This window comes from Mycobacterium shottsii, from assembly GCF_010728525.1.
GTDB classification, from domain to species: Bacteria; Actinomycetota; Actinomycetes; order Mycobacteriales; family Mycobacteriaceae; genus Mycobacterium; species Mycobacterium marinum.
The window spans coordinates 990,569-1,011,307 of sequence record NZ_AP022572.1; the positions used below are offsets into that span (position 1 = coordinate 990,569).

The following is a 20,739-nucleotide window of genomic DNA, read 5'->3' on the forward strand; positions in this document are numbered from 1 at the left end:
GGGGCTTGCTCACGCCTTGTGCGCGGTGAGCAAGTAGGCGGGAAACTTCATCCGCCCCTTCTCGTCTCGCTGGTGCGGCGGAACCTCGATTGGCGATCCAGCTGGCAGCGGCGGGATGACCGGCACATTGGCGTGGATGAATGCCGGCCGGATCTCGTCGATCTCCCAGTACTTGCCCACCGCGGCCCGCAGCTCGTCCTCGTCGACCTCATTGGGCTTGGTCTCCAACGCGGCCGGGAAGGCGCCCTTGGCGAACACCAGCACGAAATAGCTGGCCCCGGGGGCCGCGGCGCGGTGCACCGATTTCAGGTAATCGTCGCGCCCCGATACCGGCAGCGAGTGAAACAGGGTGCTGTCGATCACCGTGGCGAATCGGCCGGCGGAGCCGGCCGGATAGGCGTTGAAGTCGGTGATGTCGGCCTGAATGAAACTGGTGTTGCTCAATCCGCGTTCGGTGGCGGCCTTGGTAGCCGCCGCAATGGCGGTGGGTGTGATGTCGATGCCCACCACCGTGTACCCCTCGGCGGCCAGTGCCAGCGACAACTCGGCGTACCCACAGCGGGCATCGAGCACGTCGCTGTGGATCTTTCCGGCCGCGATCAACGCCGCCAGTTCGGGCTGTGGTTCACCGATATTCCACGGCGGCGGACCCTCGAACGCCCCTTGCTGCTGGTATGCGTCGTCCCAGTCCATCACCGGAGAAGTCATGATTGCCAACCTACTCGCGCTCAATCGCCCGGGTATGTACCGGCTCGTTGGCATGCATGTGTTCGCAATAGCGGCGCAGCATTTCGGCCAGCGCGTCATCGCGGTTCATCCCCCGGTCCTGCAGCGCGGCCACGGTGGCCACCTGCCAGCTCGCCCCGTTGCGGCGGCTCTCGGCGCGGGCTTCGATGACGCCCAAGAACCGCTCCCGCACCTCGTCGGCGACACCGGATCGCTGCAGTCCTTCATGTGCCATCGGCAGCAGCGTGCCCAACACCAGTTGCTGTGTGGTCACCTCACCCAATCCCGGCCAGTGCAGCCGGGCATCGATTCCATACCGGGCCGCGGTCAGGAAATTGTCTTGTGCGGTAGCAAAACTCATCATGGTCCACGGTTGGGGGTCGGCCTCGGCCAGGGTGCGCAGCGCACCGTAATAGAACGCCGAATTGGCCAGCATGTCGATGACGGTCGGTCCGGCGGGCAACACGCGGTTCTCCAACCGCAGATGTGGCCGCCCGTCGGCGACGTCGTACACCGGCCGATTCCAGCGGTACACCGTGCCGTTGTGCAGGCGCAATTCGGCGAGTTGCGGGGTCCGGCCGGCCGCAAGCTCGGCGACCGGATCCTCGTCGGACACCTCGGGCAGCAGCGACGGAAAGTAGCGGGCGTTTTCCTTGAACAAGTCAAGGATCGAGGTGATCCACTGTTCGCCGAACCACACCCGGGGGCGCACCCCCTGCGTCTTGAGCTCCTCCGGCCGGGTGTCGGTGGATTGGGTAAAAACCGCGATCCGCGTCTCGGCCCACAGCTGGTGGCCGAAAAAATAGGGTGAGTTGGCGCCCAGCGCCAGCTGCGGTCCGGCCAGCATCTGGGCCGCATTCCAGTTGGGCGCGAAATCGTCGGGCGACACCTGCAGATGCAATTGCGTACTGGTGCAAGTGGATTCGGGGGCAATGGATGCCGCCCGCCAGCTCAATGGCTCCGGGCCCGAGATATTGATCGGGATGTCCTCGCCGCGGGCATCGAAGATGGAGTCGTTGAGTGCGCTGTAGCGGGTCGATTCGCTCATCCAGTCTTGCGCGAAGTGCCGGGGCATCAGCGTGGGCAGAATGCCGATCATCACGATGTGGGCGCCGCCGGAGTTCGCCTTCTGCTCGGCAGCGTTGAGGCTGGCCCTTACCTCCTTTTCCAGCTGCAGGCCGGTATCGCCGGGAAGCGGCCGGGGCGGCACATTGAACTCGATATTGAACGCGCCCAATTCGGTTTGATAGGCCGGGTCGGCGATCGCGTCCAGCACATACCGATTCGACATGGCGGGCTGATAGTCGCCGTCGACCAGGTTGCACTCGATCTCCATGCCGGTGAGCGCTTCGTCGTCATCCAAGCCGCTCTGCGCCAGCATCGTCTCGACGACGTCGACACATAGTTGCAGTTTGCGCCGGTATTCCCGCCGGTGTGCGCGGTCATACGTGGTGCGCTTGACCTCTTCGCCCACTAGGCCGATGCAACCGGTTTAGCGTCTGCAACGCAAGTGTCAGACCGTTTACCACTGGTCTTCGGCCGGGCCGGGGCCCCGATAGACCATCATGGACGATTACATCCAGTGTTCGATGTCACCCGAGGAGAGCAGTGGCCGATTCCCCTGACTTTGTAGCAGCCATCGACCAGGGCACCACCAGCACTCGCTGCATGATCTTCGACCACCAAGGCGCCGAGATCGCCCGTCACCAACTCGAGCACGAGCAGATCCTGCCCCGCGCCGGCTGGGTGGAACACAACCCGGTGGAAATCTGGGAACGCACCGCCTCGGTGCTGATGTCGGTGCTCAACGCCACCGATTTGTCGCCGAAAAATATTGCCGCACTGGGAATCACGAATCAACGTGAAACCACGCTGGTGTGGAACAAGCGAACCGGCAGGCCCTACTACAACGCGATCGTCTGGCAGGACACCCGCACCGATCGCATCGCCTCAGCGCTGGACCGTGACGGTCGCGGTGACGTGATCCGCCGCAAAGCGGGATTGCCCCCGGCGACCTATTTCTCGGGCGGCAAGCTGCAGTGGATTCTGGAGAACGTCGACGGGGTGCGCGCCGCCGCCGAACGCGGTGATGCCCTCTTCGGTACCCCGGACACCTGGGTGCTGTGGAACTTGACCGGCGGCCCGCGCGGCGGCGTGCACGTCACCGATGTGACAAACGCCAGCCGGACCATGCTGATGAACCTGGAAACCCTGGACTGGGACGACGAGCTGCTGTCGTTCTTTTCCATCCCCCGCGCGATGCTGCCCGCGATCGAGCGGTCGTCGCCGCTGCAGCCCTACGGCATCACCCAGGAGACCGGTCCGGTCGGCGGTGAGGTACCCATCACCGGCATGCTCGGCGACCAGCACGCGGCCATGGTCGGCCAGGTATGTCTGGACGCGGGTGAGGCGAAAAACACCTACGGCACCGGGAACTTTCTCCTGCTGAACACCGGCGAGACCATCGTGCGATCCAGCAACGGCCTGCTGACCACCCTTTGCTACCAATTCGGCGATGCCAAACCCGTGTACGCGCTGGAAGGGTCGATAGCCGTAACCGGCTCCGCGGTGCAGTGGCTACGCGATCAGCTGGGCATCATCAGTGGCGCCTCGCAGAGCGAGGCGCTGGCCCGGCAGGTCTCCGATAACGGCGGGGTGTACTTCGTGCCGGCATTCTCCGGCCTGTTCGCACCGTATTGGCGCTCCGATGCGCGCGGGGCGATCGTGGGGCTGTCACAGTTCAACAACAACGCCCACTTGGCTCGCGCGACGCTGGAAGCGATCTGCTACCAGAGCCGCGATGTGGTGGACGCCATGGAAGCCGACTCGGGCGTGCGACTCGAGGTGCTCAAGGTCGACGGCGGCATCACCAGCAATGACTTGTGCATGCAGATCCAGGCCGACGTGCTCGGGTTGGACGTGGTGCGGCCGGTGGTCGCCGAGACCACCGCGCTGGGCGCCGCCTATGCGGCGGGGCTGGCCGTCGGTTTCTGGGCCGATCCGTCGGACCTGCGGGCCAACTGGCAAGAGGACAAGCGCTGGACGCCGCAGTGGACCGATGACCAGCGTGCCGCCGGATATGCCGGGTGGCGCAAGGCCGTGCAGCGGACCTTGGACTGGGTCGACGTGTCCTAGCGGCCGGTTACGGTGAGCCGTCGAGCCCGTCTCGGCCAATCAGCGCTCCGCCGGTGCCGCCGCCGCCGGGACTGCCCGGGGTGCCGCCGTTGCCGCCGTTGCCACCGTCACCGGTCAATCCGGCGTTGCCGCCGGCCCCACCGGCCCCGCCGCTGTCGGCGCCGCCGACGTAGTCGCCCTCGCCACCGGTGCCGCCGCTGCCGCCGTTGCCTGACAACTGCCCACCGGTGCCGCCCGCCCCGCCTTGGCCTCCGGCACCGGTAAAGCTGATTCCGCCGGCACCGCCGGCTCCGCCGCCGCCCAGCAACACGGCGTTGCCCCCGGTCCCGCCGGTCCCGCCGGCCGTGGACCCGAATCCGCCGAACCCGCCGGCGCCGGCGTCGGAGAACACCAGCCCGGCACTGCCGCCGGTCCCGCCGGCCCCGCCGATTCCGCTGTAGCCGGATCCGCCGTTCCCGCCGCCGCCGCCGCTGCCGAACAACGTCCCGGCGTTGCCGCCGGACCCACCGTTGCCCCCGGGTCCGCTGGTGTTGTAGCCGCCCGCCCCACCGGTCCCGCCCGGTCCGCCGAGCAGGCCGGCATCGCCGCCGGCCCCACCGTTACCGGGGGTGCCGCCAAAGCCGGCCCCGCCGTTGCCGCCGGCGCCACCGCCGGCACCGACCAGCCCGCCGAGCGGCCCGCCGCTTCCTCCGGCCCCGCCGTCGCCCCCGTCGTTGAACCCGGCCCCACCGACCCCACCGGCCCCGCCGGCGCTCAATAGTCCGCCGGCCCCACCGGTTCTGCCGGTACCTCCCGAAGCTCCGCCGCCTCCGGCAGTACCGCCGCCTCCGCCGCCTCTGCCGCCTCCGCCGTCACCGAGTAGCCAGCCGCCGGCTCCGCCGGCCCCTCCGGTCCCGCCCGCGCCACCCGCGAGGCGCGCGCCCGCCCCGCCCGTACCGCCGGTGCCCAGCAAACCGGCGGCGCCGCCGGCGCCGCCGTCGCCGAGTAGCCAGCCGCCGGGTGTGCCGTCGGTCCCGCTTCCGGCTGCACCCGGGGTGCCGTTGCCGATCAGTGGGCGCCCGGTGAGCGCCTGGGTGGGCTCGTTGATCACGCCGAGGGCTTGTTGCTGCAGGTTGTGTAGTGCCGAAGTGCTTGCCGGTGCGTTGAAGCCGTCCAGTCCCAGCAGCAGGCCGCTGATCCCGCCGGCGCCCGTGCTGCCGGTGCTCAGGCCGGTGCCGCCGGTGCCGGCATTGCCGCCGTTGCCGATCAGTACGCCGTTGCCGCCGTTGCCGCCGGCGCCACCGACGCCCGCACCGAAACCGAAGCTCTCGCCACCGTCGCCACCGGCGCCGCCGTTGCCGATCACCAGGCCGGCCCGGCCCCCGGCCCCGCCGTCGCCGGCGCCGACGCCACCGACTCCGCCGACCCCACCGTTGCCGAACAGCCCGGCATCGCCGCCGGCACCGCCGGCCCCGCCGCTGCCGAACAGCAGCCCGGCATCGCCGCCGGCACCGCCGGCCCCGCCGCTGCCGAACAGCAGCCCGGCATCGCCGCCGGCACCGCCGGCCCCGCCGAGCCCGCCGCCGCCGAAGAGCCCGCCGGCCCCGCCAACATCTCCGGCGCCGCCGGCGCTGGTGGAGCTGCCGCCGGCCCCGCCGGCGCCACCGGCGCCGATCAGCCCGGCCGCCCCGTCGGCCCCGCCGGCGGAACCCGCGGCGCCCGACCCGCCGGCCCCGCCGTTACCGATCAGCCAGCCGCCAGGCGCCCCATCGGTACCCAGACCGGGGGTCCCATTGGCGCCGTTGCCGATCAAGGGACGGCCGGTCAACGCCGCAAGGGGCTCGTTCACCGCGGCGAGCAATCCGGCGCTGCTGGCCTCCGCTCCGGAATAGGCGCCCGCGCCTGCGGACAGCGCTTGGGCTAACCGGGTATGGAATTCCAGAGCCCGCGCGCTGAGCACCTGATAGCCCTGGCCGTGGCTGGAGAGCACGGTCGCGATCGCCGCGGACACCTCGTCCTCGGCAGCGGCCGCGGCCGCGATGATCTCGGGAACCGCCATCACGTAGGACAAGTGAATCCCTCCCCAAACGGGCGCACGATCCAACTGGCGCCCGATCATTCGCGTTACAGTCAGCGAATCAGACGTAATCCGATCTGGGTTGGGGAATCGCGGTTTTCATAGATGTTTGCGACATTTAAGTTGGTTGAGTAACCAACCGGATGGTAGTGATCACTCCTCGCCGAGAATGCCGTAGATCTCCCGGCGCGCGTTGTTGATGATGTCGATGACGCGATGCTGCTGCTCGGGGCTGGCGGCGTGGGCCGTTTGCATAACCGCGCCGATCAGCTGGCGCATCGCCGTGCGCAGGTTGATGTGTGCCGGGTCGACACCTTCGGCGATCTCATCCCACGGTGGGGTTTCGATCTTGTCGGCGGCCTCGCGTCCCTGTTCGGTCAGCTCGAAAAGTTTCTTGCTGCCATCGGATGCGCTGGCCGCGATCAGGCCCTCGTCATCGAGCAACTGCAGGGTGGGATACACCGAGCCGGGGCTGGGGCGCCACAGGCCGTTGCTGCGGTCGGCGATCTGCTGGATCATCTCGTAGCCGTGCATGGGCTGTTCGCTCAACAGTACCAAGATGGCCGCGCGCACGTCACCGCGCCGTCCACGGCCGGGGCCGCCGCGGCGCCCACCGCCTCGTGCGCCACCGGGGCCGAAGCCGAAACCTAGCCCGGGGCCAAAGCCGGGGCCGAACCCGCCGCCGAACCCGAGCGGTCCGTCATGGTCGGCATCGTGGTCGCGGAGGTGTTCGAAAAATTCGCGCCGGGCGTGCCGCCTGGCGCTGTGTAGGGCACGCCGCTGTGCCGGCCCGGGTCCGAAGCCGAACCCGGGCCGCGGGCCGAACGGTCCGCCGGGGGGTGTGAACAGGTTGTTCATGTTGTGTTCCTTACGTGTCTTTTGGAAGGTCGCCACGATGGGCGACTGGTATATCGAAAACACATCACGATATATCGTGATCGAACGTAAGGCAATGCCCGGATCGGCCGGCCGACCTGGATTGCGCGCGTCGTCAGCTCGGTGGCGAGAACCCACCGCCGACGGGGCCCTGCGGCGGGCTCGGGGCCGGGTCGGGTGCGAACTGGGGCTGGCTTTGGGCCTGGGGCGCGGGCTGGCCGGGCCACCAAACCGGAGCCGGCGGGGTCTGCGGCGGCCATCCCGGGGGCGCGCCTGCTCCCGCGGGGCGCAGCCGGGCCAGCTCGCGGCGGTGTCGCTCGGCGAGTACCGCGGCAAGCACGAGCTGTGGAGGCGTGCCCGGAGGCGGTGGCGGGGCGATGTGGGACAGCACGTCCCCAGCGATGCGATAGGCCATCTGGTGGCGCAATCGCAGATCCAGTTGTGGCGCTCGGGAAAGGAATTGGCGCGCGACCTCGGCCTGGCCCGCGCTGAGGCCGGAGAGCTGCAGCGACGACGCCCACCAGGCCAGGGCCGGTGGCATGGCCGGCGGCGGCGCCAGCCGGGGGCCGCGCTCGCTGACGACGATTGTGCCGGCGAATATGTCACCGACACGTTTGGCTTTCGGCGATAGCATGCTGCAGATCACGGCCGGGCTGCCCAGCAGCATCCAGATCTCCACCACCGCCGCCAGCGCGCGAAACAGTGTCTGGCGGAGGCGTTCTGGGCCGCCGTCATCGGACACCACGCGCAAGCCCATGGCGATCTTGCCCAACGAACGGCCCCGGGTCGCCGTTTCCATGATCACGGGATAACCGACGAACACCAGCACCGTGAAGATGATCAGGAACGCGATGGTCAATGCTTCGTCGAGTTCGCTCAGCGAGGCTGCCCACAGCGTCAACCCCATGATGTAACCGATGAACATCACGGTCATGTCGATGATCGCGCTCACCGCGCGTACCGGCAGCTGGGCGATCTGCACGTCCAGCACCACCGCGTCCCCGGTTACCACCTCCGACATACCTGGGAACGGTACAGGCAGCCCGATCCCGCGGGATGGCTGCCGGTGTCGCGCCGGATGCCCGCCGTGACCTGGGCGAACCTCCGGCGGGATAGGCTGCGCGGGTGGATGTCGACGCGTTCTTGCTGACCCACCGCGCCACCTGGGACCGGCTCGACCACCTAGTCAAAAAACGTCGCTCGCTGACCGGCGCCGAGATCGATGAACTCGTTGAGCTCTATCAGCGGGTATCCACGCACCTGTCGATACTGCGGTCGGTGTCGTCGGATCCGTTGGTGACCGGCCGGCTCTCGAGTCTGGTTGCGCGTGCCCGCGCCGCGGTCACCGGTGCGCACTCGCCGCTGAGCAGCACGTTTGTTCGGTTCTGGACGGTGTCCTTTCCGGTGGTGGCCTACCGTGCCTGGCGCTGGTGGTTGGCGACGGCGGTGGCATTCTTCGCGGTGGCGGTGCTCATCGGGTTCTGGGTTGCCGGTAGCCCCGAGGTTCAGTCCGTCATCGGAACCCCCGCTGAGATCCACGAATTGGTCAACCACGACGTCGAGTCCTACTACAGCGACCACCCCGCGACCGCGTTTGCGCTGCAGGTCTGGGTGAACAACTCCTGGGTGGCCGCCAAGTGCATTGCGATGTCGGTGGTGTTGGGGGTGCCCATCCCGCTGGTGCTGTTTCAGAATGCGGCAAACGTGGGAGTGATCGCGGGCCTGATGTTTGCGGCCGGCAAGGGCGGGGTGCTGTTGGGCCTGCTGATTCCGCACGGATTGCTGGAGTTGACGGCGGTCTTCCTGGCCGGTGCGGTTGGGATGCGGCTGGGCTGGTCGGTGATTGCGCCCGGCGACCGGCCGCGCGGGCAGGTTCTTGCCGAGCAGGGCCGCGGGGTGGTGTCGGTTGCCGTGGGCCTGGTGGGTGTGCTGTTGGTATCCGGGCTGATTGAGGCCATGGTGACGCCGGCCCCGTTGCCGACCTTCGTCCGGATCGCCATCGGCGTCATGGCCGAGGCGGCGTTCTTGGGCTACATCGTCTACTTCGGCCGCCGCGCGGCCAAAGCCGGAGAGACCGGTGATATCGAGGACGCACCCGACGTGGTGCCCACCGGCTGAACCCCTACAGCCGGCCGGTCGCTTTCATCGCCAGGTAGCGATCGGCGAGTGCCGGCGCAATTTCGGTGGGCGGCGCGTCGACGACCTCCACGCCGCTGCGGCGCAGGCGAGCGGCGATTGTGCCCCGGTCATTTCGGGCGCGTTCGGCGGCGGCCGCGTCATACACTGCCGCCGCGTCGGAACGCCCGATGGCCAGTTGATCGACCCGAGGGTCGGCGACCGCGGCCACCACCGCCTGGTGTTTGGCCGATAGCTGCGGCAGCACCGGCAGCAGGCCTTCGTCGAGGGCCGTCGCGTTGAGGTCGGTCAGCAACACCACCAAGGAGCGCCGGCGAGTCCGCCGCGCAATCGTGGCAACCATTGACCGCCAGTCGGATTCGACCAGCGCCGGCTGCAGCGGGGCCATCGCGTCGACCAGCTGGGCCAACAGTTCGGTGCGCGATGCGCCGAACACCGCCGCGCGGCTCACCCGGTCATGGGCGAGAAAGTCGACGTGATCGCCGGCCCGCGACGCCAGTGCGGCCAACAGCAGCGCGGCATCCATGGACCAATCCAGTCGCGGCCACCCCGCGGGATCGGCGTCGGTCGGGTCCACACCAACCCGGCCCGCCGCCATGCGCCCGGTGTCGAGCACCAGCACCACGCGTCGATCGCGCTCCGGGCGCCAGGTGCGGACCATCACGTCGGCGCGGCGGGCGGAGGCGCGCCAGTCGATCGACCGCACGTCATCGCCGACGACGTATTCACGCAGCGAATCGAATTCGGTGCCCTGGCCGCGGATCAGCGTGGGCAACAATCCATCGATCTCACGCAGCTTGGCCAGCCGCGACGGCAGGTGTTTACGGGACAGGAACGGCGGCAGCACCCGAACCTGGCCCGGCACGGCCTGGGAACGCTGCCGCCCGGCCAGGCCCAGCGGCCCGATCGAGCGGGCTGTGACGGCGGCGCAGTGCTGGTCACCGCGGCGCACCGGTTGCAGCGCGGTGTTCACCTGCTGGCGCTCACCGGCGGCGATATTGATCGGGTGGGTGCGGGGTTGGGCACGCGCACTGGGCGGCCAGGCGTCGCGGACCAGGCCGCGAAACCGGCGGCGCCCCACATTGTGGATCACCAGGGCGGCATCGGCGGGCTGGCGCAACCGGATCGAGCTATTCGGGCTGCGCGTGTAGCTCAACTTGCGGGGGCTGGCCGCCAGCGCGACGTCGATGGCGACCGCCACCGCCAATGCCAGCAGCAGCATTCCGAAAGCCCGTGGCGGCCAGGGGGACAGCGCGATCGGCAGCACGCCGATCAGCGCCATCAGTCCGGTTCGTCCGGTCAGGATCACTAGCGGGGCACCGGAACCGAGGCCAGAATTCCGTCCAGGACCCCGTCGGGGGTGGCGCCTTCCAGCTCGGCCTCCGGGCGCAACATGATCCGGTGGCGCAACGTCGGGCGAGCCATGGCCTTCACGTCATCGGGGGTCACGTAGTTGCGTCCGGATAGCCACGCCCAAGATCGGGCGGTGCCCAGCAGTGCGGTCGCGCCACGCGGTGACACACCCAGCTGTAGGGCGGGGGAGGACCTGGTGGCTCCCACGATGTCCACGATGTAGCCCAGCACCTCGTCGGCGATCAGCACCCGGCTGACGGCCTCGCGCCCGGCGGCCAGCTCGGCCGGGCCGGCCACCGGTTTGATCGCGGACAGGTCGCGGGGATCGAAGCCGTGTGCGTGGCGGCCGAGGATGGCGATCTCGGACTCCCGCGAGGGCAGACCCACGTTCAGCTTCAGCAGAAAACGGTCGAGCTGGGCCTCGGGCAGCTGATAGGTGCCCTCGTATTCGATGGGGTTCTGCGTCGCGGCCACGATGAACGGGTCCGGCAGCGGTTTGGCCTGGCCCTCCACACTGACTTGGCGCTCTTCCATCGCCTCCAACAGCGCCGCCTGGGTCTTGGGCGGGGTGCGGTTGATCTCGTCGGCGAGCATCAGATTGGTGAACACCGGGCCAGGGCGGAAGGCGAACTTCGCACTGTGCGCGTCGTAGACCAGCGAACCGGTGACGTCACCGGGCATCAAGTCGGGAGTGAACTGCACCCGCTTGAATTCCAGCTGCAGCGCGGCGGCCAGGGCGCGGACCATCAGCGTCTTCGCCACTCCAGGGACGCCTTCCAGGAGTACGTGGCCCCGGCACAGCAGCGCGATCACCAAGCCGCTGATCACCCCCTCCTGGCCGACCACGGCCTTGGCGATCTCGGCACGTAATCCCAGCAATGCTTCGCGGGCCGGATCCGCGGTCGGGGACTGGGTGGGAGCCGGATGTGTCACGAGTGAGTGAACTGCCTTTCGATGTCGTCGAGTGCGCGAGCAAGCTGCAGTAGATCGTGGTCGTCCGCCGGTGGGGGGCCAAACAGGTGATACCAGACGTATCCCGCGTCGGCGCCGCTGCGCTGGGCAACGGTGATCGCGACCGCCTGCGGGTCCGCGCTGGAGCCGATGCCGAGTCGGGGTAGTAGCCGTTGCAATGTCGCGGTGCGCAGCGCATCCGCGGCGCGATCGCGGGCCCGACGGGATCGGTACAGCCGGCCGCGCCCCTCGACCGTCTCCGATGCCCGCACCACCACGGGCATCTCCTCGGCCACCAGGGGGCCCATCCGGCGGCCCTTCCACAGCGCCACCAGGATCACGGCCAGCCACAGCTGCCAGACGATCCAGCTGACGTTGGCCGGGATGAGATCGGAAAGCGAACTGGGAGATGATGTTTCACCCTCGACGAGGTGAGGTGCGTACCAGATGAGACGGGGCCGGGCGCCCGCGAGGTTCATCGCCAGCGCTGCATTGCCCTGCTCCAGCAATCCGTCGTTGGTCATGAAGTGATTGCTGCCCACCACGGTGACGGTTCGCCCGACGTCCTGATAGCGAACCAATGCCCCGCCGTAGCAACTGATCATCGCGAGTTCGCCCTTGCCCCGATACGCGTCGCTCGGCCCAAAACGCACCGTGCCGGCTCGATCAGCTTCACGCAGTGGGCAATCCGGCCGGATGGCGAGCGTCTCTGCGGCACCGACGCGCAGCTTCGGCGTCAGCACCCTGCGGGTGCGCGCCGTGGGTTCCACCAGCAAGAGGTCGCCGGGGACGCGTGAGAGCCGGTTGAGTAGGGCGTTGTTGGCCAGGTACTGGGTTTGCGCCACGAGTAGCAGCGTGTCGGCCCGTGCCGCGTTCTCGACGTCGGCGACGGTGTTGGCGACCACCACCTCGACCCCACCTTCGCGCAGCAGTGTCACCAGCGCACGAGCACCCGAGCCGCTGGTCGATTCCGGGTCCATCGTGCCGCCGGGGCGCGGCGCGGTCAGGTAGGTGGCAATCGAGGCGATGACGGTGACCGCGGCCAGGGTGAGCAGCACGCCACGCCATGGTTTGCGTTGCCGGCTGGGGGCGTGCGCCGACTCGGCGCGTGCGGGCATCATCGGACCTGCGCCCAGGAGTCGCTGGGGGCGGGCCGCCCCACGCTCGGCGATGCGGTGGAACGTGAGCGCAAGTGGTCGTCGAGGTCGGCGATCAGCTGGTAGGCGGCTTCGGTGCCGGGCCGCTCACCGTAGGTCACGTCATTGAAGGCGGCCACCGCCTGCGCCAATTCGCCGGCCAGATACGGCAACACATAGCCGGCATCGTTGGCCAACTCGTTGGCGGTGCGCCCGGGCGCGGGGTTGAGCACACCGGTTTCCTCCAATTCGCGGGCGACCGCGCGCAGCCGGTGCCGGATCGCCGCGGCCCAATTGCCGTCGGCGGCATAACCTTGCGCCGTGGCCCGGTGCTGGGCGGCGGTGAGTTGGCCGGCATCGAAGAGCTGGTAATCGCCGCCGCGATTGGTACGTAGGGTGCGACGTGCGATGTTGATCGCGACAACCACGGCGATCACCAGCAGGATTACCAATACGGTGATGGTGAACCAGCCACCGGACACCGACGAGCCCTTCTCCAACAGTCGATACAGCAACTCGTTGATCCAGTCGTTGAGATGCTGGGACAACGAACTCTTGGGATAGATGGGTTTATCGAGTTCGCGCTGTGCGGCCTGGTGCGCGGCATCGCGGTCGATGTCGATGGAAGGCACTGTCCGTCCTCACGAGTCCATTAGAGCGGCCGGGTGAGCCAGAGGTTGTCGGTGGACTCCACGGCGGCGGGGCCGCCGGCGGCCCCGGTTTGCAGAACCAGATCGAATGCCTCGGCCCGCATCCGCCGGTCGGTGTAAAGCAGCACGACAACCCCGGCGGTGAATGGCGCGGTAATGATCTGGCTGATCGCCGAGCCGATGGACGACAGGGTCATGCCCACCAGAAACATACCGGTGGAACCCTCGCTCGCGGTGGCCCCCAGCAGTATCTCGCCGACGATGCCAAACGGCGCCGAGATCGCGCCACCAACCAGGCCGACCACGATCGCGGTCAGCAGCCGGATGCCCAGAACCCGCCAGAAGCCGCCGGTTACCAGCGCAAACGATCTCGTGATCGCGTCGACCAGCGGCAGCCTCTCCAGCGCGATCAGCACGGGCGCGAACATCAGCACCGTGTACAGGTAGGCCACCAGCAACCCGACCAGCAGCACCAGCGGGAAGCCCAGCAGTGCCGCGGTCGCTCCGTTGGCGGCGGCGGCCACCCCGACCAGGATGACGACCACCAGGCCCGCGAGCGCAACGAGTCCGGCGCCTTCCAGCAGCGCCAGGCCGATCAGCGCCAGGATCCGCCCACGAACCCTGGCCCAGGCTTCGCTGATGGTGATCGGCGACCCGAATACGGCCCGCCCGACGACGACGGTGAGTATTCCGCTGAGCAGCATGCCACCCAGCCAGCTCACCAGCAGGCCGGCCGCCGCGGAGCCGGTCCACGCGCCCACCACGCCCCAACTCTGCTCGGACGGGTGAGTGTCGAAGCGACTGGCGGCTTCCAGCGGGCCGATCGTGGCGAGCAATGTGATGACCTGCATGACCACCACGACGATGGCGGTCAAGCCGAGCGTCGCTTTCGGATTGGCCCGGATGTAGCCGACCGCGCCGTTGAAGATGTCGCTCAACGTCAAGGGGCGCAGCGGGATGATCCCGGGTTTGACGGCGCCGGGAACCAGCGGCGGCCCGTAACCGGGGGGCGGCCCGTAGCCCGGAGGCGGTGGCCCGTAGCCCGGAGGCGGTGGCCCGTAGCCGGGTGGTGGTGGCCCGTAGCCGGGTGGTGGTGGCCCGTAGCCGGGTGGTGGTCCGTAGGCCGGCGGTGGGTCGGCATACCCCGATGGCGGGTAGCCGGCTGCTTCGTACCCGGGAGATCCCGAATTCGGCTCGACCGGATATCCCGGCGGCGGCAGCGTGCTCACCGGGTGCAGCGGCTGTCGTCGATGGTCATGTGCTCCATCCTGTCGGCGGTTGGGGTAATTCTCAATGTAGGCATGTAGTGTCGGGCGCCCCGCCCATTGGCGCGTAGCGTTTCTCCCATGGCGGAACTCAAATCCCGGCTCCGGTCGGATCTGACCAAGGCGATGAAGTCGCAGGACAAGTTGCGTACAGCGACGTTGCGTATGGTGCTGGCCGCGATTCAAACCGAGGAAGTCTCCGGCAAGCAGGCCAAAGAGCTCACCGATGACGAGGTGCTCAAGGTGCTGGCCCGCGAGTCCCGCAAACGCGGTGAGGCCGCCGAGATCTATACCCAGAACGGGCGTGGCGAGATGGCCGCCAACGAGCACGCCGAGGCACGAATCATCGACGAATACCTGCCGACTCCGCTCACCGAGGCGGAATTGGCCGATGTCGTCGACACCGCCATCGCTCAGGTGGCCGAGCAATTGGGACAACGGCCCCACATGAAGCATATGGGGATGGTCATGAAGGTCGCCACCGAGATCGCCGAGGGCAAGGCCGACGGCGCCCGGCTCTCCACCGCGGTCAAAGAACGTCTGTAGCGCGCCTGGCTCAACTCCCGCCGCGCGCGGCCCGGCCGGTGTTGACCCGCTCGCGCTGGGGCACCACCACGTACTTGGGATCGCGGGTGGATTCCACCCCGGCCTCAAACACCCCGAACCGCTGCAGCGCACTGCCGGTGAGCAGGGCCAGGCCGCACAGCGCGGCGCCAAGGCGGTTGCGGCCCGCGGCGAGCGTGCCCAGCGCCCCGCCGACGGTCAGGTATTCGGCCCACTTGCGGGTCCGGTGCGCCGGCCCTGTCGTATAGGCCTCGCCGACCAGGCCGAGCCGCCGCTCGAGCAGCCGCGACGCCGCCACCTCCAGCACCGCACCCGCGACGCTCATCCGCCGTGCCGGAGCGGCTTCGGCGACCGGTGCCAGCAGCATGCCCAATCCGCCGCCGCTGGCCGCGGCCGAGCCGGTGAAGACGAAGGGCAGGTACGGATGGGCTTCGTGCCAGGCCGGGACTGCCGTCTGGGACAGCAGCACGGCGGTATAGGACGCGACACCGGGAGCCACCGCGGCCGCCGACAGGCCCGCGGGCCGGGCCAACCGGGCCAGCAGCGCGCCGGGCCAGGTGCGCCGTAGCCGCGCCGGCATCAGCTCGGCGGCCCCGCCCAGCCCGGCGCCGGGCCCGTAGGCGGCCAGGATCCAGGTCCCCACGCTCATCGGCGAACTCGGCTTGGCCACCCGCAGCATGTGGTGAAACCGTTGTGGGCGGCCCAGATCGGTGATCAGGAAGTAGGAGCCGGCCGCGATGCTGGCCAGGGCACCGACCCTGCTCACCCGGCGCAGTGCCGGTTGGCCGTTGAGATCGGCTCCCGCGGCCAGCAGCGCCGAACCCGCCGACAGACCTCCGGAGAACAGGTAGGCGGCGATCTTCCACTCCCAGGCGGGTGTCTTGAGTACCGGGCGCCCGTAGTAGGAACGGAATTGCGCCCGCGGCACCGCGAGCTGCTCCCGGCTGCCCCGGCCGCCCGTCATGGCCGCCCTCGCCCGGCGAACGCCGACACGGCGATCGCAACCAGGGCCGACGCCGCCATTCCGGCGTAGCGCCACATCGCCGGCGTGTCCCGGGTGGGCACCACCGGGTCCGGGGGTAACCCGTAGACCTCCGGCTCGTCGAGCAGCAGAAAGAAGGCGCCGTTGCCGCCGACCCCGTCGTTGGGGTCATGGCCGTAGAGCCGGGCTTCGGGCACCCCGCGGTCGTGTAGCTGCTCGACGCGGTGTGTGGCGCGCTCGCGCAGTTCCTCTAGTGGGCCGAACTGAATCGAGTTGGTGGGGCAGGCCTTAGCGCATGCCGGTTCCAGACCGTCGCGTAGCCGGTCGTAGCACAGCGTGCACTTCCAGGCCCGTCCGTCGCCCTCGCGCCGCTCGATGACTCCATAAGGGCAGCCGGATACGCAGTAGCCGCATCCATTGCAAATGTCTTGCCGCACAACGACCGTGCCGAACTCGGTGCGGAACAACGCGCCCGTCGGGCAGACGTCCAGACAACCCGCGTGGGTGCAGTGCTTGCACACATCCGAGCTCATCAACCAGCGGAAATCGGTGCGGTCCTGCGGGCCGCTCGCCTGCCCGGGCCGCTCGAACTTCGGAACCCCGAGATCAACCGGGGGGCGAGCCTGTTCGATGAATGCGACGTGGCGCCAGGTGCTGGCCCCCAGCATCCCGGTGTTGTCGAAGGACATCCCCAACAGATTGAAGCCGTCGTCGGGAACCTCGTTCCATTCCTTGCAAGCCACCTCGCAGGCCTTGCAACCAATGCAAATCGAGGTGTCGGTGAAGAATCCCACTCGGGGTGGATGGTCGGTGTATCCGGCGTCGCCGGCGGGATCATCGAGCGGGCCGTAGAAGCTGTTGCTGCTCATGGGCTTTCCTCCGGATCCGGGTGCGCGATCCCGTCGTCGCGGGTGGTGTCCAGATGCGTGCCGTTTTCCGTGGTAATCCCGGCCCGGCGGCGGTATTCGGCGATGTAGTCCAGCAATGCCGGTCCGCGGGGGCGCCGGCCGGGCTGGACATCGCAGGTGGCGACCTTGCTCTCCTGGATGGAAACGTTGGGGTCCAAGACCACCCCGAGTAGATCGTTGACCACGTCACCTTCGACCAGCCCGGTGTAGCCCCAGTGGTATGGCATCCAAACCTGTTGCACCACGTGGTCTTCGATGCGCAGCGGACGCATGCGGTCGGTGACGAACACCCGGGCGTCCACCGCGGTGCGGCTGGTGATCACGTGCGCCCAGTCCATATGGGTCAGCCCGCGCATGCGTGCCAACTCCGGTGACACCTCCATGAACAGCGCGGGCTGTAGCTCGGTGAGGTAGGGCAGCTGACGGCTCATCCCCCCGGCGGTGTGGTGCTCGGTCAGCCGGGCCGCGGTGAAGACGAACGGGAACACCTCGCCGTGTGCTTCCGGTGGGGAAGGGTTGGATGGGTTGTCCTTGCGCCCGAGCACGATTCGCGTCGGGTTGCCTTGCTGGGCATACAGCGCGTTGCGTACCGGCGATTCGTGCGGCTCGTAGTGCGTCGGCAGCGGGCCGTCGGCCAGGCCGCTGGGGGCGAACAGCCAGCCCTTGCCGTCGGCCTGCATGACGAAGGCGTCATCGCCGCGCAGCGCCTGGACGCCGACGGCACCCTCGGGTGGGCGGTAGTCCGGCGGCTTGTGCTTTTCGAAATCGGGCACATCGTGGCCCGTCCACTCGTCCAGCTCGGCATCCCACCACACCAGCTTCTTACGCTCGCTCCACGGCCGGCCCTGCGGGTCGGCGGATGCCCGGTTGTAGAGCACCCGGCGGTTCAACGGCCAGGTCCAACCCCACTCGTTCTCATAGGGCCGCTGCTCGTCGCGCGGTTTGCGCCGCGCCGCCTGGTTCACCTCGTCGGCGTAGACACCGGAGTAGACCCAGCAACCGCAGGCGGTGCTGCCGTCGGCCTTCAGGCTTGGGTAGCCGTCGATGGTCCGGCCGGTGCCCAGATCGATCCCGTTCATGTGGCGCAGCACATCTTCACCGGACGGCTCGTCACCTTCGGTGGCGTAGTCCCAGGCCAGCTGAAGCAGTGGCCGGTCGCGCTCATCGGTTGAGCCGGAGAGCTTTTCGCGCAGCTTGCGGCCCAGATGGTAGAAGAACCACAGCTCAGAGCGGGTGTCGCCGGGCGGATCGACGGCCTTCTCCCGCCACTGCAGCATCCGCTGGGTCTGGGTGAAGGTGCCGGCCTTCTCGACGTGGGAGGCCGCCGGGAAGAAGAACACCTCGGTGCGGCAGGTCTGCGGCGAGATCTCACCGGTCTCCACCTCCGGCGCCTCCTTCCAGAAGGTGGCGCTTTCGATCATCACCAGGTCACGCACCACCAGCCAGTCCAGGTTGGCCATTCCCAGCCGCTGCATGCGGCCGTGGGCGGATCCGACGGCCGGATTCTGGCCGAGCAGGAAATAGCCGAACACCTTGCCGTCGATCATGTCCATCACGGTGCGGTAGGTGCTGTGGTCGCCGTTGATCCTGGGCAGGTAGTCGAAGCAGTAGTCGTTGTCGGCGGTTGCGTGCTCGCCCCAGTACTCCTTGAGCAGGGACACCATGTACGCATCGGCGTTGTGCCAGAAGCCCTTTTGGTTTCGGCTCTTGATGTTGTCCAGGTAGTCCGACAGGGTGGCCTGGCCGGCATGGGGCATGTCCAGGTAGCCCGGCAGCAGGTTGAACAGGGTCGGCACATCCGTGGAACCCTGGATGCTCGCGTGTCCGCGCAGCGCGAATATGCCCCCGCCGGGCCGGCCGATGTTGCCCAGCAGCAGCTGGATGATCGACCCGGCGCGGATGAACTGGGCGCCCATCGAGTGCTGGGTCCACCCCACGCTGTACACCAGTGCGGTGGTGCGCTCCCGGCCGGAGTTTTCCGTCCAGGCCCGGGCCACCTGTAGGAAACTCTGCGCCGGCACCCCGCAGACCCGCTCGACCATCTCGGGGGTGTAGCGGGCGTAGTGCCGCTTGAGGATCTGGTAGACGCAGCGCGGGTGCTGCAGCGTCGGATCGGCGTGATCGCCCGGTTGGTACCGCCAGGTGGCCGGATCGTAGGAGGCGCTGGCGCGGTCGTAACCGCTGAAAAGACCGTCGAGATCCTCGGCGTCGCAGTAGTCCTCGCCGACCAGGAACGGCGCGTTGGTATAGGCGGTCACGTATTCGCGGAAGTCCAGATCGTTGGACAGGATGTAGTTGATCACCCCGCCGAGGAACGCGATGTCACTGCCGGCGCGCAGCGGCACGTGCCGGTCGGCGACCGCGCTGGTGCGAGTGAAGCGCGGGTCGATTTGGATGACCTGGGCGCCGCGTGTCTTGGCTTCGATCACCCACTGGAACCCCACCGGATGGGCTTCGGCCATGTTCGAACCCATGATGACGATGAAGTCCGAGGTGGCGAGGTTTTGCTGGTAGTCCGTCGCCCCGCCGCGACCGAAGGAGGCTCCCAGACCGGGAACCGTGGCGCTGTGTCAAATGCGGGCTTGGTTCTCGATCTGCAGTGCGCCCAGCGCGGTGAAGAGTTTCTTGATCAGGTAGTTCTCTTCGTTCTCCAGGGTGGCGCCACCGAGGCTGGCGATTCCCAGGGTGCGGCGCAGGGTGTGCCGGTCGGCATCGAAGTCCTGCCAGCCCTTGCTGCGGGCGTCCAGCACCCGGTCGGCCACCATGTCCATGGCGGTTTCGAGGTCGAGGTCTTGCCACTCGGTGGCGTACGGCGCCCGGTAACGCACCGTGGTTTCCCGTTGCGCACCGGTGACGAGCTGCTTGCTGGCGGATCCCTTGGGGCACAGCCGTCCTCGGCTGATGGGGCTATCCGGATTGCCCTCGATCTGAACGACTTTTCCGTCCTTGACGTACACCTTTTGCGCACAGCCGACCGCGCAGAACGGGCATACCGAATGCGCGACCTCGTCGGCGGATGCGGTTCGTGGTTGCAGCTGCGCGGACCGTTTGGACTGGGCGGCCTGGCCGCGCCCCAGCGGATCGGCGCCGGTGAGCTGCCGGTAGATCGGCCAGGACTGGATCAACTTGCCGACGTCCTTGTTTCGGCTCATCAGCGCCACCTTTCTCCCGCCCCGGCTCTGCTGACACTACGCGATGGGGCCCGGTGTCGCCTACCTTCGGCGGCGCTGCCAACTATCGTCCGGTTGTATTGCCGGACAGTGTGTTTGGCGCAGGATGGCGGGCGGTCGCAGTGGTTGATCTCAACGCAAGGTGCAGCAAGGGGGCATACTGGCGAATTATTTCATCGTGGGTCATCGAGCAGACGGGTTCCAGGCACAGGATGTAGCGGGTCACGATCAGACCGGCAATCTGACTGCAGAACATCGAGGCGCGTTTGCGCGCGTCTGTTCCGCCGAGCTGTGCCGCGATCTTGTCGATCAACTTGCGCTCGACCATTTCCTTCACCCGGTTTGCCAGCGCCGGATCGTGGGCCGCGCCGGCCACCAACGCCCGCAGCGATGCGCCGCTGGCCGGGTCTTCCCACAACGCCAGCAGCCCGGCCAGGACACGCTGGGGAAATGTCGCCGGGTCGCCTTTGGCGACCGCCTGATCGAGCACATCGGCGGGGTTTGCCGACAAGGCAAGAGTCTCGCCGACGAGCCCCCGTTTCGACCCGAAGTAGTAGCTGATCAACGCGAAGTCGACGCCGGCCTCGGCCGCCACCGACCGCAGCTTCACCCCCTGGTAGCCGCCTTCCAGGAAACGTCGCCGCGCGACCTCGAGGATCTTGGCCCGCGTATCGGGCTTCCCGGCCCTGCGCCCCCTGACCCTCGAGTAATTCATCACCGTTGAAATATTACCGGCGCGCGGGTCACGGTGGGCGGATGCTCACCACGTTGCCAACCCCGCCGCAGACCCCGCTGGTTCGCAGGCCCAGGCATCAGGGTCTGGTCTTGGCC

17 protein-coding genes are annotated in these 20,739 nt (G+C 68.3%); 3 read left to right on the forward strand and 14 right to left on the reverse strand.

The annotated features are described in order from the left end of the window. Positions 1-9: 9 nt before the first annotated feature. Together G6N41_RS04675 and G6N41_RS04680 are read right to left on the reverse strand one after the other, a co-directional pair. On the reverse strand, positions 10-708 hold the full coding sequence (locus G6N41_RS04675; protein WP_198966730.1) for a class I SAM-dependent methyltransferase: 699 nt from the start codon (positions 706-708) through the stop codon (positions 10-12). Between the two features lie 10 nt (positions 709-718). Beyond that, a complete protein-coding gene (locus tag G6N41_RS04680) occupies positions 719-2,200 on the reverse strand; it encodes a glutamate--cysteine ligase family protein (RefSeq protein ID WP_198966731.1) in 1,482 nt (493 codons plus the stop codon). 134 nt (positions 2,201-2,334) lie between these two features. Between G6N41_RS04680 and glpK the strand changes: the two genes are divergently transcribed. Then, positions 2,335-3,861 carry a glycerol kinase GlpK gene (gene glpK, locus G6N41_RS04685; RefSeq protein WP_198966732.1) on the forward strand — a complete coding sequence of 509 codons (1,527 nt, stop codon included), beginning with the start codon at positions 2,335-2,337 and terminating at the stop codon, positions 3,859-3,861. 7 nt (positions 3,862-3,868) lie between these two features. On the opposite strand, the gene G6N41_RS04690 is transcribed toward glpK, so the two are convergent. From G6N41_RS04690 to G6N41_RS04700, 3 genes are all read right to left on the reverse strand, one after another. Continuing rightward, positions 3,869-5,911: a PE family protein gene (locus G6N41_RS04690; protein WP_198966733.1), complete on the reverse strand. Its 2,043-nt coding sequence runs from the start codon at positions 5,909-5,911 to the stop codon at positions 3,869-3,871. Positions 5,912-6,070: 159 nt separating this feature from the next. Further along, entirely contained in the window at positions 6,071-6,775 is a 705-nt protein-coding gene (locus G6N41_RS04695; RefSeq protein ID WP_198966734.1) for a PadR family transcriptional regulator, read from the reverse strand. Positions 6,776-6,908: 133 nt separating this feature from the next. Continuing rightward, positions 6,909-7,814 carry an RDD family protein gene (locus G6N41_RS04700; RefSeq protein ID WP_198966735.1) on the reverse strand — a complete coding sequence of 302 codons (906 nt, stop codon included), beginning with the start codon at positions 7,812-7,814 and terminating at the stop codon, positions 6,909-6,911. A 104-nt stretch (positions 7,815-7,918) separates the two neighbouring features. On the opposite strand from G6N41_RS04700, the gene G6N41_RS04705 reads away from it, so the two are divergent. Then, a complete protein-coding gene (locus G6N41_RS04705) occupies positions 7,919-8,911 on the forward strand; it encodes a stage II sporulation protein M (RefSeq protein WP_198966736.1) in 993 nt (330 codons plus the stop codon). A 4-nt stretch (positions 8,912-8,915) separates the two neighbouring features. Here the strand turns inward: G6N41_RS04705 and G6N41_RS04710 are convergent, their stop codons facing one another. The 5 genes from G6N41_RS04710 to G6N41_RS04730 are packed head-to-tail and all read right to left on the reverse strand — an operon-like array spanning position 8,916 to position 14,248. Next, positions 8,916-10,238 carry a DUF58 domain-containing protein gene (locus G6N41_RS04710; protein ID WP_198966737.1) on the reverse strand — a complete coding sequence of 441 codons (1,323 nt, stop codon included), beginning with the start codon at positions 10,236-10,238 and terminating at the stop codon, positions 8,916-8,918. Continuing rightward, positions 10,238-11,317, reverse strand: coding sequence for an AAA family ATPase (locus G6N41_RS04715; RefSeq protein ID WP_407663775.1), 1,080 nt, complete (start codon positions 11,315-11,317; stop codon positions 10,238-10,240). The genes G6N41_RS04710 and G6N41_RS04715 overlap by 1 nt, the downstream gene beginning before the upstream one ends. Continuing rightward, complete coding sequence (locus tag G6N41_RS04720) at positions 11,212-12,351, reverse strand: DUF4350 domain-containing protein (protein ID WP_198966739.1); 1,140 nt, start codon at positions 12,349-12,351, stop codon at positions 11,212-11,214. Before G6N41_RS04720 ends, G6N41_RS04715 begins: the two co-directional genes overlap by 106 nt. Then, a complete protein-coding gene (locus tag G6N41_RS04725) occupies positions 12,351-13,001 on the reverse strand; it encodes a DUF4129 domain-containing protein (RefSeq protein ID WP_198966740.1) in 651 nt (216 codons plus the stop codon). The genes G6N41_RS04720 and G6N41_RS04725 overlap by 1 nt, the downstream gene beginning before the upstream one ends. A gap of 20 nt (positions 13,002-13,021) precedes the next feature. Beyond that, a complete protein-coding gene (locus tag G6N41_RS04730) occupies positions 13,022-14,248 on the reverse strand; it encodes a hypothetical protein (protein WP_198966741.1) in 1,227 nt (408 codons plus the stop codon). A gap of 117 nt (positions 14,249-14,365) precedes the next feature. Here G6N41_RS04730 and G6N41_RS04735 point away from each other — a divergent pair, with 117 nt between their 5' ends. Further along, positions 14,366-14,830 carry a GatB/YqeY domain-containing protein gene (locus tag G6N41_RS04735; protein ID WP_198966742.1) on the forward strand — a complete coding sequence of 155 codons (465 nt, stop codon included), beginning with the start codon at positions 14,366-14,368 and terminating at the stop codon, positions 14,828-14,830. A 10-nt stretch (positions 14,831-14,840) separates the two neighbouring features. Here G6N41_RS04735 and nrfD read toward each other — a convergent pair whose 3' ends face one another. The 4 genes from nrfD to G6N41_RS04755 all read right to left on the reverse strand — a co-directional run bounded on the left by nrfD (position 14,841) and on the right by G6N41_RS04755 (position 20,623). After that, a complete protein-coding gene (gene nrfD / locus G6N41_RS04740) occupies positions 14,841-15,812 on the reverse strand; it encodes an NrfD/PsrC family molybdoenzyme membrane anchor subunit (RefSeq protein WP_198966743.1) in 972 nt (323 codons plus the stop codon). Beyond that, positions 15,809-16,699, reverse strand: a complete 891-nt coding sequence (locus G6N41_RS04745; RefSeq protein WP_198966744.1) for a 4Fe-4S dicluster domain-containing protein — start codon at positions 16,697-16,699, stop codon at positions 15,809-15,811. Before G6N41_RS04745 ends, nrfD begins: the two co-directional genes overlap by 4 nt. Further along, on the reverse strand, positions 16,696-19,890 hold the full coding sequence (gene fdnG / locus G6N41_RS04750) for a formate dehydrogenase-N subunit alpha (RefSeq protein WP_198966745.1): 3,195 nt from the start codon (positions 19,888-19,890) through the stop codon (positions 16,696-16,698). Before fdnG ends, G6N41_RS04745 begins: the two co-directional genes overlap by 4 nt. An 82-nt stretch (positions 19,891-19,972) precedes the next feature. Then, a complete protein-coding gene (locus G6N41_RS04755) occupies positions 19,973-20,623 on the reverse strand; it encodes a TetR/AcrR family transcriptional regulator (protein ID WP_198966746.1) in 651 nt (216 codons plus the stop codon). Positions 20,624-20,739 lie beyond the last annotated feature (116 nt).

What these genes read in the sequence shown, in the direction of transcription:
- G6N41_RS04675 (WP_198966730.1), bottom strand. Translation starts at nt 708, where the DNA reads ATGACTTCTCCGGTGATGGACTGGGACGACGCATACCAGCAGCAAGGG.
- G6N41_RS04745 (WP_198966744.1), bottom strand. Translation starts at nt 16,699, where the DNA reads ATGAGCAGCAACAGCTTCTACGGCCCGCTCGATGATCCCGCCGGCGAC.
- G6N41_RS04720 (WP_198966739.1), bottom strand. Translation starts at nt 12,351, where the DNA reads ATGCCCGCACGCGCCGAGTCGGCGCACGCCCCCAGCCGGCAACGCAAA.
- G6N41_RS04695 (WP_198966734.1), bottom strand. Translation starts at nt 6,775, where the DNA reads ATGAACAACCTGTTCACACCCCCCGGCGGACCGTTCGGCCCGCGGCCC.
- G6N41_RS04735 (WP_198966742.1), top strand. Translation starts at nt 14,366, where the DNA reads ATGGCGGAACTCAAATCCCGGCTCCGGTCGGATCTGACCAAGGCGATG.
- nrfD (WP_198966743.1), bottom strand. Translation starts at nt 15,812, where the DNA reads ATGACGGGCGGCCGGGGCAGCCGGGAGCAGCTCGCGGTGCCGCGGGCG.
- G6N41_RS04700 (WP_198966735.1), bottom strand. Translation starts at nt 7,814, where the DNA reads ATGTCGGAGGTGGTAACCGGGGACGCGGTGGTGCTGGACGTGCAGATC.
- G6N41_RS04755 (WP_198966746.1), bottom strand. Translation starts at nt 20,623, where the DNA reads ATGAATTACTCGAGGGTCAGGGGGCGCAGGGCCGGGAAGCCCGATACG.